General features: G+C 40.1%; 12 protein-coding genes. 9 read left to right on the forward strand and 3 right to left on the reverse strand.

Going from position 1 to position 15,223, the window contains the following annotated elements; all coding sequences use genetic code 11:
• A partial coding sequence (locus ACQKFG_RS20675; protein WP_427562292.1) for an SH3 domain-containing protein occupies positions 1-2,694 on the forward strand: 2,694 nt, incomplete at its 5' end.
• A gap of 42 nt (positions 2,695-2,736) precedes the next feature.
• Here ACQKFG_RS20675 and ACQKFG_RS20680 read toward each other — a convergent pair.
• Complete coding sequence (locus tag ACQKFG_RS20680; RefSeq protein ID WP_192206735.1) at positions 2,737-3,171, reverse strand: Rrf2 family transcriptional regulator; 435 nt, start codon at positions 3,169-3,171, stop codon at positions 2,737-2,739.
• 313 nt (positions 3,172-3,484) lie between these two features.
• Between ACQKFG_RS20680 and ACQKFG_RS20685 the strand changes: the two genes are divergently transcribed.
• The 7 genes from ACQKFG_RS20685 (at position 3,485) to ACQKFG_RS20715 (ending at position 13,130) form a co-directional block, all read left to right on the forward strand.
• On the forward strand, positions 3,485-4,174 hold the full coding sequence (locus ACQKFG_RS20685; RefSeq protein ID WP_192206734.1) for a DsbA family protein: 690 nt from the start codon (positions 3,485-3,487) through the stop codon (positions 4,172-4,174).
• Positions 4,175-4,176: 2 nt separating this feature from the next.
• Complete coding sequence (locus tag ACQKFG_RS20690) at positions 4,177-4,584, forward strand: disulfide oxidoreductase (RefSeq protein ID WP_427562297.1); 408 nt, start codon at positions 4,177-4,179, stop codon at positions 4,582-4,584.
• A 466-nt stretch (positions 4,585-5,050) separates the two neighbouring features.
• Positions 5,051-5,692, forward strand: a complete 642-nt coding sequence (locus ACQKFG_RS20695; RefSeq protein WP_427562300.1) for an NAD(P)-dependent oxidoreductase — start codon at positions 5,051-5,053, stop codon at positions 5,690-5,692.
• A 392-nt stretch (positions 5,693-6,084) separates the two neighbouring features.
• The gene (gene galU, locus ACQKFG_RS20700) at positions 6,085-6,972 is read left to right on the forward strand and encodes a UTP--glucose-1-phosphate uridylyltransferase GalU (RefSeq protein WP_260285161.1); all 888 of its coding nucleotides are present in this window, start codon (positions 6,085-6,087) and stop codon (positions 6,970-6,972) included.
• A 154-nt stretch (positions 6,973-7,126) separates the two neighbouring features.
• Positions 7,127-10,729 (forward strand): CDP-glycerol glycerophosphotransferase family protein, encoded by a 3,603-nt coding sequence (locus tag ACQKFG_RS20705; RefSeq protein ID WP_427562304.1) that lies wholly within the window; start codon positions 7,127-7,129, stop codon positions 10,727-10,729.
• A 91-nt stretch (positions 10,730-10,820) separates the two neighbouring features.
• Positions 10,821-11,792: a UDP-glucose 4-epimerase GalE gene (gene galE / locus ACQKFG_RS20710; RefSeq protein WP_427562306.1), complete on the forward strand. Its 972-nt coding sequence runs from the start codon at positions 10,821-10,823 to the stop codon at positions 11,790-11,792.
• A gap of 447 nt (positions 11,793-12,239) precedes the next feature.
• Complete coding sequence (locus ACQKFG_RS20715) at positions 12,240-13,130, forward strand: PhzF family phenazine biosynthesis protein (RefSeq protein WP_427562309.1); 891 nt, start codon at positions 12,240-12,242, stop codon at positions 13,128-13,130.
• A gap of 207 nt (positions 13,131-13,337) precedes the next feature.
• On the opposite strand, the gene ACQKFG_RS20720 is transcribed toward ACQKFG_RS20715, so the two are convergent.
• Both ACQKFG_RS20720 and ACQKFG_RS20725 read right to left on the reverse strand, forming a co-directional pair.
• Entirely contained in the window at positions 13,338-14,057 is a 720-nt protein-coding gene (locus ACQKFG_RS20720; protein ID WP_427562312.1) for a pentapeptide repeat-containing protein, read from the reverse strand.
• 16 nt (positions 14,058-14,073) lie between these two features.
• Positions 14,074-14,352: a PadR family transcriptional regulator gene (locus tag ACQKFG_RS20725; RefSeq protein ID WP_427562383.1), complete on the reverse strand. Its 279-nt coding sequence runs from the start codon at positions 14,350-14,352 to the stop codon at positions 14,074-14,076.
• Positions 14,353-14,600: 248 nt separating this feature from the next.
• Between ACQKFG_RS20725 and ACQKFG_RS20730 the strand changes: the two genes are divergently transcribed.
• A complete protein-coding gene (locus ACQKFG_RS20730; RefSeq protein WP_349729835.1) occupies positions 14,601-15,221 on the forward strand; it encodes a class I SAM-dependent methyltransferase in 621 nt (206 codons plus the stop codon).
• Positions 15,222-15,223 lie beyond the last annotated feature (2 nt).

The following is a 15,223-nucleotide window of genomic DNA, read 5'->3' on the forward strand; positions in this document are numbered from 1 at the left end:
AGTGCCAGCATAGTCGCAAAGCTGACAAGAGGCACACAGGTAACGGTGTATTCGGAGTCCAAAGGCTGGGCGAAGATCAAAGCCAATGGAAAAGAAGGATATGTCAGCGCGAAGTATCTATCATCAACGAAACCAGGAACGGTGACCAAAGCTGAGGTAACGGCTAAAACGGCAACGAAATATGTGAATGTAAGCACAGGTTCACTGAATATGCGGAAAAGTGGAAAAGCTACCGCAAGTGTTGTCGCCATCCTTTCAAAAGGGACGAAAGTGACGGTCTATTCAGAAGCTAATGGCTGGGCGAAGATCAAAGCCAATGGAAAAGAAGGATATGTCAGCGCGAAGTATCTATCATCAACGAAGCCAGGAACGGTAACCAAAGCTGAGGTAACGGCTAAAGCGGCAACGAAATATGTGAATGTGAGCACGGGTTCCCTCAATATGCGAAAAAGTGGAAAAGCTACCGCAAGCGTTGTCGCCATCCTTTCAAAAGGGACGAAAGTGACGGTCTATTCGGAAGCTAATGGCTGGGCGAAAGTCAAAGCCAATGGAAAGGACGGATATGTCAGCACCAAATATCTATCGACGGCAAAGCCAGGAACGGGATCAACGACAGTAACGCCTGAAAAAACGACGACGAAATATGTCACGGGTTCCCTCAATATGCGAAATAGTGGAAAAGCTACCGCAAGCATAGTCGCCATCCTTTCAAAAGGAACGAAAGTGACGGTGTATTCGGAATCCAATGGCTGGGCGAAAGTCAAAGCCAATGGAAAGGACGGATATGTCAGCACCAAATATCTATCGACGGCAAAGCCAGAAACGGGATCAACGACAGTAACGCCTGAAAAAACGACGACGAAATATGTAAACGTAAGCTCTGGAACGCTCAATATGAGAAAAAGCGGATCGGAAAGTGCGAACATAGTCGCAAAGCTTTCAAAAGGAACGAAAGTGACGGTCTATTCGGAATCCAAAGGTTGGGCCAAAGTCAAAGCAAATGGAAAAGACGGCCACGTCAGTGCCAAATATCTATCGACAACAAAACCAGGATCGGGATCAACGGCAGTAACGCCTGAAAAAACGACGACGAAATATGTAAACGTAAGCTCTGGAACGCTCAATATGAGAAAAAGTGGGTCGGAAAGCGCGAGTATTGTCGCAAAGCTGTCAAAAGGAACGGAAGTGACGGTCTATTCGGAATCCAAAGGTTGGGCGAAGATCAAGGCCAATGGGATTGAGGGGTATGTCAGTACTGACTTTCTTTCAACGACAAAACCTGAAATGGACTCCAAACCAACCATACCTGAAAAAACGACAACGAAATATGTAAATGTCAGCTCGGGTTCACTGAATATGCGGAATAAGCCGTCAGAAAGTGCTTCCGTCATTGTGAAATTGGCAAGGGGTGTAGAGGTAGAAGTCATCTCGGAATCAAATGGCTGGTCAAAAGTTAAAGCGTATGGCGGAGAAGGTTATGTCAATTCGCAATATCTATCAGCAACGAAGCCTGGTTCTTTACCGGGGCAGAATCCGGACGGAGAAGAAAACACGTTAGTTAAATATGTAAATGTGAATGATGGCTCCAGTCTGAATATGCGGTCACAAGCATCAGCTTCCGCTTCAATTATAACCAAGCTTGTAAACAATACGGCCGTAACGGTGTATTCAGAATCCGATGGCTGGTCAAGAGTCACGGCCAATGGAAAAACGGGATATGTCAGTACGCAATATTTAACGGTCAAAGCACCGGAAGGTCCAGGAAGTTCGAATGGATCGATAATCAGGATCGATAAAGAATATGATCTTACGATGGAAAAAATGGTTGAAATTCAAATGGCCGTAAATGGTCAAACGGATAAAAATTATAAAACCTACATACGAGAAGATGGATTAACTTTAATCAATTCTACAAAAGGTACGGTTAAAGGAACCGGTTGGCGTGTCAGGGGCGGAGCTGGATCTAACTATTGGGTAGTCGGTCCTGTCAGCAATAATCAATCATTGAATATTAAATCAAAAGTAAAGGGCTCTGACGGATACTATTGGTATGAGGTGGACTATAACAAGACATGGGTAAATGCCAGCCCGGAAGATATAGAATATAATCTTAACCCCAATAATTTTGTGGATGATCCAATCAAATCATTCCAATTCGTCAAGCTCTCCCAAGTCACCAACATGGACGTTTCTGAAGTGAATAATAGAATCCTTTCAGGTAAAGGGATTCTGCAAGGCCAAGCTGCAACCTTTACTGCGGCAGGGGAGAAATATGGGGTCAATGAAATCTACCTGATTTCACATGCTTTGCTGGAGACCGGGAATGGCACATCACCGTTAGCGACTGGCGTAAAGGTTAACGGGAAAACGGTCTATAATATGTATGGAGTGGGAGCATTTGACGGAACGGCGCTAAGCAGCGGCGCTCAATACGCCTATAATGCTGGCTGGTTCACTCCGGAGGCGGCCATCATAGGCGGTGCCGAATTCATCGCCAAAGGATATATCTCTGCTGGACAGGACACGCTTTACAAAATGAGATGGAATCCTACGGCTGCAGAGAAATATGGATATGCTTCACACCAGTATGCGACTGATATTGGATGGGCAACAAAACAAGTGAAACAGATTTATAATTTGTATAGTTTACTAGATTCCTATAAATTGACCATTGAAGTTCCTAAGTATAAATAATAATGGTAAAAAACACATGAGTCCGACTCATGTGTTTTTTTGCTATTTGATTTTATCCTTTTCCAGAATACCCCTAACGACATCCTCGATCGTTACCACTCCCAATGCCTTTTCCAAGGCAAGCTCCGCAACTGAAAAGATGGGTTCTATTGTCTTTTGTATATTTCTTCCAACAGTGCATGCTGGATTAGGATTTTCATGGATTCCAAATAATTCTTTATCCGAGGCAACGTTGACAGCCTGATAAACATCAAGCAAAGTGATATCCGATAATTCCTTGGCCAAAGTTGCTCCGGCGATACCCGGACGAACGTTCACTAAACCTGCATTCTTCAGCATGCCGGTGATTTTTCTGATTAAGGCTGGGTTGGTGTTTACACTTTTTGCAATAAAATCAGAAGTGTTAACGCCTTCTTTGTTTATTTCTAAAAGAGATAATATATGGATTCCTACGGAAAAGCGGGTACTGATGGACATCTCTTTTTTCTCTCCTTTAAAATCTCTATTCTTATATAGTATAAATTATTTAACATGTAATTCAAGTGGTTACAAGTTATAATGGCCTGCAAGAATAATATTTATCCATTAACCGTATCCTTGTCAAGTAACGCCGTTTCTGCAAAGGCAAAAATAAAAAGTATGTGTAATTGACAAACCAGCATGGTGAAACTTATATTATAACGTGTAAATGAATCAGTTACAGGTGAAAGCAACAGGAGGGGGGAACCGGAATCGGCCGCTATGGCTGGAGAAGGAATATCGACACAACTACAAGTGATGGAGGTATATGATGGCTAATAAAAAAAAGGGTAATCAAAAACAATCTTCTGCATTCACGTTTTGGATGATAGGGTTAATTGCTGTAATCATTATTGGCTTTATATTTTTGGCAAATGGGAAGGACGAAGATACAGCCGTTAAAGAAATCGATTATAAATCACAGCCTTATTTGGGTGAAAAATCAGCACCTGTCCAAATAGTCGAATTTGGTGACTATAAATGTCCAGTATGTAAGACATTCGAGGAGCAATTCTTTCCTTCCATACAAAGCGAATTGATTGATACAGGAAAAGCGCAATTTTATTTCATGAATTATTCGTTCATTAACGTCGATTCAACCAGATCCGCTAAATTTGCGGAAAGTGTTTATCAGGAATTAGGAAATGATACCTTTTGGAAATTCCATGAGCTTCTGTACGATAAGCAGCCAGAGGACCTGAAATATGAAAAGGAAGATGTGTTTACGGACAAATTCCTAGAAGAAACATTGAAAGAAATCGCAAATGCCAAAGATGTGAAAAAAGTCGTTTCCTCTTTTAAAGCAGGCAATTCCGAGGACCAATGGAAAAAGGATATGGATTTGGCCGACGAATTAGGCGTTTCCGGAACTCCTTCCTTATTTGTAAATGGCAAGAAGTTTGAAGGAAATACAATTGATGATTTAGAGAAAATGGTTGATGATGCAGCGAAGGAGAAATAGTGATGAACAAGCCACTATTATTTTCTTGGATCCTATCGATCATCGCCACTGCTGGAAGTCTCTACTTTAGTGAGATTCTCCATTATGTACCCTGTACCTTTTGTTGGTATCAAAGGATCTTGATGTACCCGCTCATTATTTTATTGGGACGTGCCTTTTATGAGCAAGACCTAAAAATTTACCGATACATCCTCCCATTATCGATTTTGGGCATGTTGGTGTCAGGATATCACTTTAGTCTGCAAAAAATCCCAGCATTAAAGCAGTTCGAAATGTGTCAAAGCGGTGTTCCCTGCTCAGGTGAATATATAAATTGGTTAGGATTCATCACGATCCCGTTTTTGGCCTTTATCGCGTTTACTCTAATCACTATCTGCATGGGACTGCTAATGAAAAAGAAAAACAGCTAATTTAAGCGCACCATTCCAAAAGGAATGGTGCTTTTTTATATATATCGACGAAAAATCAGGATAGATCTCCGGAACCTGAAATATATCGACGAAAAATCAGGATAGATCTTGGGAATCTGCAAAATATCGAGGAAAACCGTGATAGATCTCCGAAATCTGCGATATATCGACGAAAAACCAGGATAGATCTCCGGAACCTGCAAAATATCGACGAAAAATTAGGATATATGTCCGAAAACTGAAATATCTCGACGAAAAATCAGGATAGATCTTGGGAATCTGCAAAATATCGAGGAAAACCGTGATAGATCTCCGAAATCTGCGATATATCTCCGAAACTGAATATATCTCCGAACTCCTCTAAATAATAAAGTTGACAAAACAGCAACTTGTAACTTATATTATTACATGTAATCAATAAAGTTACAATTAAAGTTCCAAAAACAATATATAGGAGGAATTTAAAATGAAAATCGGTATTATTGGTGCGAGCGGAAAAGCTGGAAGTCTGATTTTAAAGGAAGCATTGACTAGGGGACATGATGTTACGGCCATTGTCAGGGATGAAGCTAAAGTCCAAATTCAAGGAGCATCCGTACTGGAAAAAGACGTATTCGATCTGAAAGCTGATGATATTAATGGATTCGATGTGGTAGTGAATGCATTTGGCGCTGCTCCAGGGAAAGAACATCTGCATGTCGAGGCAGGACAAATCTTGATTGAGGCCATGAAAGGGGCTCCTCAAACTAAACTGATCGTTGTTGGCGGAGCTGGAAGTCTTTTCGTTGACGAGGCAAAAACGATCCGCGTATTGGATACGCCTGAGTTCCCTAAAGAGTACTATGCAACAGCCTATAATCAATCCAAGAACCTTGGCGATTTACAAAATGCCACTGGCATCCAATGGACGTTCATCAGTCCTTCCGCTTTCTTTGATCCGCAAGGAAATAGAACAGGTGGGTATACATTGGGTAAAGACAACCTTCTTGTAAACTCAAAGGGTGAAAGCTATGTAAGTTATGCCGATTTTGCCCTTGCGGTACTTGATGAAATTGAAAACCCGCAGCACCTCAACCAACGCTTTACCGTTGTTGCCGAAGCTGAATAATTTAGTGGACGTCGCCCCTTGTGGTGACGTCCATTTTCTTTGCGTTGAAATGGATGAATTATGGCAGGCTGTTGATTGCAACAGATCCGGATGCAGCCGACTTGTTAAAAACGAATGAATTGATAAATGGAACTAAATAATCAGGTCCTCGGACCTATTAGTCATATAGTGAAAAAAATAAGGCCTTTTCCTGAAATATCGAGGAATGGCCTTATTTTTTAGCGGGATATTGCATGGAATGGTAGTTGAAATTATGGTTACTTTTACAAAAGAAGGGTATTTTTTTTGTTAATATATTTACAATATACGAGTCTATGTTACTATAAAAAGGATGATTCAGAAAAAAATGGTGTTTTTTGTAGATTTATCTTAATGTGAAGGAGTTACAAAGTATGAAAAAAGTTAAAAAGGCGATTATTCCTGCAGCGGGATTGGGAACTAGATTTTTGCCTGCAACGAAGGCAATGCCTAAAGAAATGCTGCCAATAGTCGATAAACCAACTATTCAATATATTATAGAAGAAGCCGTGAAAGCGGGAATTGAAGATATAATCATCGTCACAGGAAAGAATAAGCGAGCGATAGAAGACCATTTTGATCATGCATATGAACTTGAGAATAACTTGAGTGAAAAAGGGAAATTCGATTTATTGGAGAAGGTGAGATACCCATCCAATTTAGCTAATATCCACTACATTAGGCAAAAAGAACCGAGAGGCCTCGGACATGCTGTTTGGTGTGCGCGTAATTTTATTGGTGATGAGCCTTTTGCCGTCCTTTTAGGCGATGATATCGTGGAAAGCGATGTGCCCTCCATACGTCAATTAATCAACGAATATGATGCGACAGGTTCGTCGATCATTGGAGTGCAGCCGGTAAATGAGAACGAAACACATAGATACGGCATCATTGACCCGCTTACGCAAGAAGGCAGAAGATACGAAGTGAACCGTTTCGTCGAAAAACCAAAACAAGGAACGGCACCATCCAATTTAGCCATCATGGGAAGATACATCCTGACTCCGGAAATATTCGATTTCCTGGCCAAGCAGGAAACAGGAGCTGGCGGTGAAATCCAATTAACGGATGCCATCCAAAAACTGAATGAAATCCAAAAAGTCTTCGCTTACGATTTTGATGGAAAACGCTTTGATGTCGGTGTTGTTGATGGTTTTGTGAAAACGACCATTGAATTTGCCCTGCAACGTCCTGATTTAAGGGATGATATCATAAAAATAATGGAAAATATCCTCGACCTGCATAAGGCAGTGGACAAATAAACTTTTACTGCCCATTCATACACTTTTAATTTAATAGAGTAATCATTTTAAAAAATCTCCAACTATTGATCATTCATAGTTGTTATTTTGGGTTAATGAACGGCAAACATAATTTTGAATGGTGAATAAATCTATAAAAGGGGATGCCTATTCAGTGAATAAGAAGGTAATAAAAAGAAAAGTAGATTTCCTTAAACAGCCTATCGCCAATTTCTTATTAAAGGAAAATCATCAGCGTGTAAATAAATATGCAAAGTATTATGAGAAATTAAGCGTGCAAAAAAACACCATTCTATATGAGAGTCGTGATGGAAACAGTATGACTGACAGTCCATACGCGATGTTTAAATATATGCTGGAAAATCAGGACTATCAAGATTTCATGCACATTTGGTCCATCCAGGATTTCAATGTCCTTTCAGGTGTAATGGCGAAGTATAAGGATATGCCGAATGTTCAATTCGTTCAACGCAATTCAAAGGAATATTTAAAATGGCTGGCAACAAGTGAGTATTTAATCAATAACTCCACATTCCAGTCTTTCTTCATCCCTAAAAGCGAGCAAATTTACATCAATACCTGGCATGGAACGCCTCTTAAGAATATGGGCTTTGATATACCCGGTAACCCTTCACATTCTCAAAACGTTGTCAGGAACTTCTTGAGTGCGGATTTCATCTTGAGCCCTAATGCCCATACTACTAATATGTTTACAAAAAGCTATAAACTGAATGGTTTGTATAAAGGTGAAATTATAGAAGAAGGATATCCGAGGATCGATTTGACGCTGAACACGAATCCGGGGGAGTATAAGGATTATCTAAGAAATCTAGGTTTGAAAATCAGCGATGCCAAGGAAAGTATTTTATATGCCCCGACTTGGAAGGGGACGAATCTGGCTAAAGTGGATAACGATCTTTTGCAAATTATTGCAGATATGAATGATCTACAAAGTCAAGTCGGTGAACAATATAATATATTGATTAAGGTGCACCCTTATCTTTATAAAGAAGCCACTAAGCATTCGGAAATTAAGGATCGACTAATACCTGATCATGTGGATACAAATGAATTGCTTGCTGCAGTCGATTTGCTTATCACAGACTATTCCAGCATCTTCTTTGATTACCTTGTTACCGATAAGCCCATTCTGTTCTACACATGGGATACGGACGTTTATGCTGAGCAAAGGGGTCAATATCTCCAAAATGATGAACTCCCGGGACCGATGCTTTTTAACTCAAAAGAATTGGCACTGGCCATTAAAGATATTAAAAATGTGAAATTGGGATATTCCGATAAATATAAAAAAATGCAGGAAAAATTCACGAACCATGAGGATGGAAAAGTAACAGAGAGAATAGTCCATAATATTTTCAATAAATCTACGAAACAACTGAACACAATTACTGGCCTCGATTCCGCAAAGGAAAAAATATTGATTTATCCTGGCGGAATGAGGGATAACGGAATTACTTCCTCTTTCCTTAACTTAATGAATAATATTGATTACGATAAATATGATGTCAGCTGTTTTACTGCCACTCCTCATTCTCATGAAGCCCTAAAGAATCTTGGCAAGGTGAATAAGAATGTGCGTTTTTTATTCAAACCTGGCTTGCCTGTGTATAAAATTTTGGAAGTCTACAAAGATAAATTCATCCATAACAGAGGGGAAAGAGGATTCTTAGGGAAGAAGCTTTACCCGGAAGATGCCTATATTAGAGAGCATGCACGTTTATTCGGTAAAACGAAGTTTGATTTTGTGATCGATTTTAGCGGTTATAGCCATTATTGGGCTAAATATCTTCTGGCGGCAGATGCAAAAAAGAAAGTTTGTTATATGCATAATGATTTGCTTTCCGAAAGTGAGAAAACTTTTAATGGAAAGAGACCTCACCGTATCAATCTAAGGGGACTATTTTCCGTATATAATCGATTTGATAAGCTTGTAAGTGTTTCTGAGGGAACGATGGAATTAAACCGAAAGAATCTATTGGAGTATGCAGACTACGATAAATTTGATTATGTAATGAATTCTATCAACCCGGATAAAATCCTTCAAATCGAGCCAAATGAATCTGAAGTTATCGAAAATGATGAAAAGGCATTGATCACAGAAAACTTCAAAGCAAGGGCGATATTAAGGGATGTTAAGGATAATCATGTTTGGAATGCCCTTCCGGGAATTTCGAATGCCACTCAATTTCCATTGGAAGAACGATTTGAAGGTGCTGAAATCGTGATTTCGAGAAAGGCCTATGCTAATCAGAACACTTTTTATAAATTCAGCCATAACAATCAAATCATTGGCTGGATTAGTGAAGAAGCTGTGGAGCTGTTGCCAGACAGCATCATTTATGAAAAAGAAGTGGATAAGATTGCAAGGTTAGTAAGACCTCGATCGAACTATATTTGGTCGTTGCCGTATAAGGTTGAAGGCACGTACAAAATCTCTGGCAGTCAGGATTTTAAAGGGATCATTGTAAACGTCGATAAGGAAGCAAAAACCCAGCATTCGATTTATAGCAGAATATCTGTAAAAGATAAGATAATAGGCTGGATAGATAATTCGGCTTTATCCATGCTTGAACATTGTACAATCAATGAAGACATGAGCTTTAATGACAAGCTGCAAATCATGATGAAAAGAAAGTATATAATATCCAGAAACTATAAAAACAATAAAAAGTTCATTGATAAGATTGAAAATAGGACGTTGAAGGAAATAAACACGGGTAATCAGAAGTACGGGAAAATAACCAATCCGGAGGACCATACAATCTGGACGAAGGCTTATCCGAACTACAAGGCCAAAAGAGTGAGCAGGGCAATCGATTTTGAAGGGCAAATCGTCAGGATCATAATGTATAACAGAACAAACAAAGGCGGCTATTATCTTTTCGAAATCGATAATAAGAAAATAGGCTGGTTAAATACAAGAGCATTTGAAGTGATAGAAGAGCCAATCCTGTTAAAAGAGCGGGAAGTTCGCGGCACTGCCGAAATTAACTTGGGCGATTATAATATTTGGGATAAGCCTTATGGGCTGCAAGATGCCATGGTCTTGGAAAATGGGCCAAGCTTCAATGGCCGGATCGTGGAATTCGATAAAGAAGCGGTTACCCAACTTGGTACTTATGCCCATATATCATTGGATGGGATATCTATAGGCTGGATCGATAAACAGGCGTTATGCGTGCAAGATGTCCATGGATTGGAAGTGAATAATCAATTCATTCCATATCCTGATAAAAATGATTTTAACTTTGTCAATATGGGTAGATTATCCCCTGAAAAAGGTCAAGATAATTTGATTCGTGCTTTCGCAGGCTTTCATGAAAAACACAAAAATAGTAAACTGTATATTTTAGGACAAGGCCTTTTAAAGGAAGATTTGCAGGCAATCATTGATGAGCTGGACTTAAATCATTCCATTCATCTTTTGGGCCAGCTTGAAAATCCATTTTCGTTCATGGAAAAATGTGACTGCTTCGTTCTTTCCTCACATTATGAAGGGCAGCCTATGGTTTTATTGGAGGCGATGACTTTAGGAATGAAAATCATGGCTACTGATATAGTGGCTAACCGAACCGTTTTGGAAAACGGCAAATATGGTTTACTTGTCGAAAATAGCATAGATGGGCTGGAAAAGGGCTTATCTACCATGGTTAGTAATGATAATCCTAAACTAGCGAAGTTTGATTACACCCAATATAATGGATTGGCCATGGAAACCTTCAATAAATGCTTATAAAATGTGGGAGGTTATAATTAGACCTCTCACTAATGGCTTGGGAAAATTGGCAAGAATTCATTAAAGCTTAAAGTAAAAGGGGAAATTCTATATGATTTTGGTCGTTGGCGGTGCAGGATATATTGGAAGTCATCTTGTAAAAGAGTTAGTGAATACTGAAGAGGTTGTCATTCTGGATAATCTATCAACCGGTTTTCGTTCGTTGGTCGATTCGAAGGCCATCTTGGTGGAAGGGAATTTAGGGGACGAAGCGGTCTTGAATGATATTTTCCTTAAGTATCCCATTAAAGCAGTTATGCACTTTGCTGCAAATAGCTTGGTTGGGGAGTCTGTCCAAGATCCTTATAAATACTATGAAAATAATGTAGGTGCAACTCTTACATTGTTGAATACCATGCTCAAGCATGATGTTAAGAATTTCATTTTTTCTTCAACGGCAGCTACATACGGGATACCGAATGTTGATATGATTGATGAGGATCAGCCAACCAATCCGATTAATCCATATGGCCGCTCGAAATTGATGGTAGAGCAGATCTTAGGAGACTTCGCAAAAGCATATGGACTTCATTATGTCGTCTTGCGTTACTTTAATGCGGCCGGAGCACATGCATCAGCAAAAATCGGTGAAAGCCATGACCCGGAAACACACTTGATTCCGATCATTTTACAGCATTTATTAGGGCAACGTGAGAAGATTTCCGTGTTTGGTACGGACTATGACACAGAAGATGGCACTTGCATCCGTGATTATATCCATGTAACGGATTTAGCCCAAGCTCATATAATCGCGCTTCAAGCCCTATTATCCGGGAAGAAGGATACGGCCACCTACAATCTTGGGAATGGAAAAGGATATTCGGTTAAGGATGTAATCGACACTTGTGAAAAAGTCACGGGAGTGAAACCGACCATCGAGTATGCAGACCGTCGCCCTGGAGATCCCGCCCGCCTGGTTGCTTCGGCCAATAAGATATATGAAGAGCTTGGTTGGAAAGCATCGATAGATTTGGAAGAAATCATTGAAAGTGCGTGGAAATGGCATAAATCTCAAATGAATTAATGGTCCCTTGGGACTCGATAGTCGTTTTTCAGACTGCAGGCAAACTCTAAGAAATACGAGTTGGCCTGCAGTTTTTTAGTTGAAAAAATTCCAGCTGATTTCAAAATCCGCTCCCTTTCCGCCGGCTGTCTGCAAAGCCTCATCAAAGCAAGCGTCTGTGGGGTCCCGGCTGCCAGTCATTCGGCAGGAGTGTCGCAAATCTCTTCCATACATAAATGGGTCTTAAACATAATTCGGGATGAGACCAGCCTACTCAAAAGAATACTTTGGCTTAGGCCAACTGCCATTCATCTAGCCCTTCACACGCTTGAAGAGGGAGTCTTCCGGAGGGAAATGATAAAATCAATGGTCGTTTCACTGAAGTATAGGACGAAAAAGGGATTTTGATGGAGATATAGAATTACTATTAAAAGAGAAGCACCATTCATTTAATAGGAGATGTTAGATTTGAAGATGGTAAGGGTTTTTCATTACGATGCGTTCAGTAGTAGACCAAATAAAGGAAATCCGGCGGGCGTGGTTTTAGATGCGGATGGACTGACGGAAAATGAAATGCAGGATATAGCGCTGAAGGTGGGGTTCAATGAGACCTCTTTTCCCATGGAGTCCGATATTGCGGATCTTAGAATCCGTTATTTTACACCAGGACATGAAATGAATCTCTGCGGTCACGCGACAATGGCCACCATCCATGCGCTGAAGACAAGGGGATTGCTGGATAAGGATGAGCTGATGATTGAAACAGGAGCGGGAATATTGCCAATCAAGATCCATACGACCGCGGATCAAGAGATTTACATCACGATGAAGCAGGCCGCGCCTCAGTTTGTAGCGTTTAACGGAGATAAGGGTAGCTTGGCCAGTTCCCTCGGACTTGACATAGATGATCTTGAAAATGAATTACCTATCGTTTATGGAAGTACAGGTTTATGGACTTTACTGGTTCCGGTAAAGGAACGTGATTCATTCAAAAGGATGAAGGCGAACAATAGACTGTTTCCGCAATTATTAAAGGAAATGCCAAGAGCTTCAGTTCATCCCTTTTGCCTGGAAACGTATGATAGTGATGCACATATGCATGCCCGGCATTTTTCCTCGCCATTTTCAGGTACGATTGAAGACCCTGTAACAGGAACGGCTTCAGGTGTAATGGGCGCTTATTATGCAAAATACATAAAGGATGGTCTTGAAGATGAGGTACACCTATTAATCGAACAGGGACATGAAATCGGGAAGGATGGCAGAGTCCGCGTTACGGCTGCCAAAAACCATGATACATACGATATTGAAATCACCGGGAATGCTGTCTACGTTAAAGAATTTGAAGTGGAGGTCTAAAGGTTCATGCAGAGTAGGATGGGCGGTTGGATGATAAGCATATAAGACCCCTGTGCTAAGACTTTTCATGTCTTAGCACAGGGGTTTTGTTGAATCATTCTCCCATGCTCATTCCTTTTAAAACGACCGCAGTCAGAAACACGGTCACGCAAATGATTGAGGTGGATACGACAATCGCTATTGGTAAAGTCATTGTAAAATCCTCCTTTAGATGATGGTCACGCCGCTAAGATCAACCTTAGCTCCATGTAAAAAGTTGTAAGTGAGTTTATCCATCGAAGCTCCAGTAAAGTCGATTTTCTTTAAATCGGACATCCGAAATTGAACATTGATGAGTGTGGCATCGCGAAATGATGCCTTTTTCAATGAAGAACCCTCGAAAATGGTTTGTTTGAATGTTTCCTTATCAAAAATAAGACCAGATAAATTACAGCCTTTAAAATGGGTTTTATTATAAAGGCAGTTCTTGAAAGTAACTCCTTTTAAATTTGCGCTTTTAAATAAGGTACTGGTTAAATTGGCGTTTTCAAAGATGCAATTATTTAAGTTAGTGCTTTTAAATGTGCTGTTCGTCAGATCGGAATGGCTGAAATCAGAACGGCTTAAATCGCAGGAATTAAATTTTCCATCATGCACCGAAACCGAGCGGAAGTCGGAATCCAATAAGCGTTGCCTGGAATAGTCCATGCTTATCGCCTGCTCAAGCACATTGTATTGCAGATTGAGCGATTCCATGAGCTCTGATACTTCCCCAATCGAATCCACAGTCAGCTTAAACGCTTCCTGCTCGCTCGTACCATTCCTTCTATGGTCATTGTATTTTTCCAGTAAGTTTTGCAGCAGTTCTTCTTCCAATTCATTTGCTGTTTTTGCACTTTTGTACGGAGCAAAAATGTTATGAACATGTGTATTCAATTTTTCAATCACATTTCATCTTCCTTTCTTACAAGAGGCGCTCAAGTATTCGCTTGGCCTGCTCCCAGTCTTTTTTATTTTGGATATATGTGTCTTCCCCAATCGGGGTGATTTTGTAATATTTCCTTCTCCCGCCTTGTGTGGCATCTCCCCAATAAGAAATGATGCATCCGTCCTTTTCCAGTCGCTTTAAGCTGGAATACATCGTCGCTTCCTTAATTTCATATTGCTCATCCGAATCCATATATATCAGTTTGCTGATTTCATAACCATATTTATCGCCACTTTGCAGGAGTTTTAGAATCATCGTATCTACATGTCCTCGAAGCAAGTCAGAGGATAGTTGTCGTTGAACCAAATCCTCACCTCCTTTGGTATATCTTAAGATATATTACTATGACAGTCAATGTAATATATTTAAAATGAATCGCGCAGGTGTAATGTCTGCATTTAAGCGTCGCATGGAGATTATTCTTACTAATTATCCAGATATGATATCAGCTTGGAAGGGATTTTTAATGCTTTATAGAAAAAGTAAGCAAGGGGGTGGGGATGTTGAATAATTCGTGGAATAAAGTGATTTATAAGGTTTGGTCGCCGATTTATGACAAAATATTCAATTCTCATCTCTTTTTAGATGCCAGGAAAAGAATATTTGATGAGATGCATTTCCAAGATCATGCAAAGGTTCTGTTTGTGGGCGTAGGTACCGGGGCCGATTTGGAGTTGATCAAGAACCTTGATCTGGAGATAACGGCGATAGACCTGTCAGCCGATATGCTAAATAAAGCGATGGAGAAATTTGATAATACTTCGATCAATTTTCTCGAGATGGATGCACAGCATATGGAATTCGATAATGAATCGTTTGACTACATAGTGGGAAGTTTGGTTCTTTCCGTCGTACCTGATGCCGATGAATGCCTTCGGGAAATGATCAGGGTTTTAAAAGGCGAGGGGAAAATCATACTATTCGATAAGTTTATTTCTAAAGATGAACGGCTATCGCTACCCAAAAAGCTTCTGCGGCCCATCATTAGATTTTTAGGAACGGATATTGGCTTGCGGTTTGAAGTCTTGTTCAGTAGACATGATAAGTATATGAAAATTGAAGAGGATCGACCGATCATGCTGAATGGAATGTATAGGAAGATAATCATCAGTAAGCGGATTTGATA

This window comes from Peribacillus sp. NPDC076916 (assembly GCF_050269675.1).
GTDB classification, from domain to species: domain Bacteria; phylum Bacillota; class Bacilli; order Bacillales; family DSM-1321; genus Peribacillus; species Peribacillus aracenensis.

Bases quoted from the DNA above. Each gene is read 5' to 3' on its own strand.
- ACQKFG_RS20725 (WP_427562383.1), bottom strand. From the start codon at position 14,352: ATGATTCTAAAACTCCTGCAAAGTGGCGATAAATATGGTTATGAAATC.
- galE (WP_427562306.1), top strand. From the start codon at position 10,821: ATGATTTTGGTCGTTGGCGGTGCAGGATATATTGGAAGTCATCTTGTA.
- ACQKFG_RS20695 (WP_427562300.1), top strand. From the start codon at position 5,051: ATGAAAATCGGTATTATTGGTGCGAGCGGAAAAGCTGGAAGTCTGATT.
- ACQKFG_RS20690 (WP_427562297.1), top strand. From the start codon at position 4,177: ATGAACAAGCCACTATTATTTTCTTGGATCCTATCGATCATCGCCACT.
- ACQKFG_RS20685 (WP_192206734.1), top strand. From the start codon at position 3,485: ATGGCTAATAAAAAAAAGGGTAATCAAAAACAATCTTCTGCATTCACG.
- galU (WP_260285161.1), top strand. From the start codon at position 6,085: ATGAAAAAAGTTAAAAAGGCGATTATTCCTGCAGCGGGATTGGGAACT.
- ACQKFG_RS20680 (WP_192206735.1), bottom strand. From the start codon at position 3,171: ATGTCCATCAGTACCCGCTTTTCCGTAGGAATCCATATATTATCTCTT.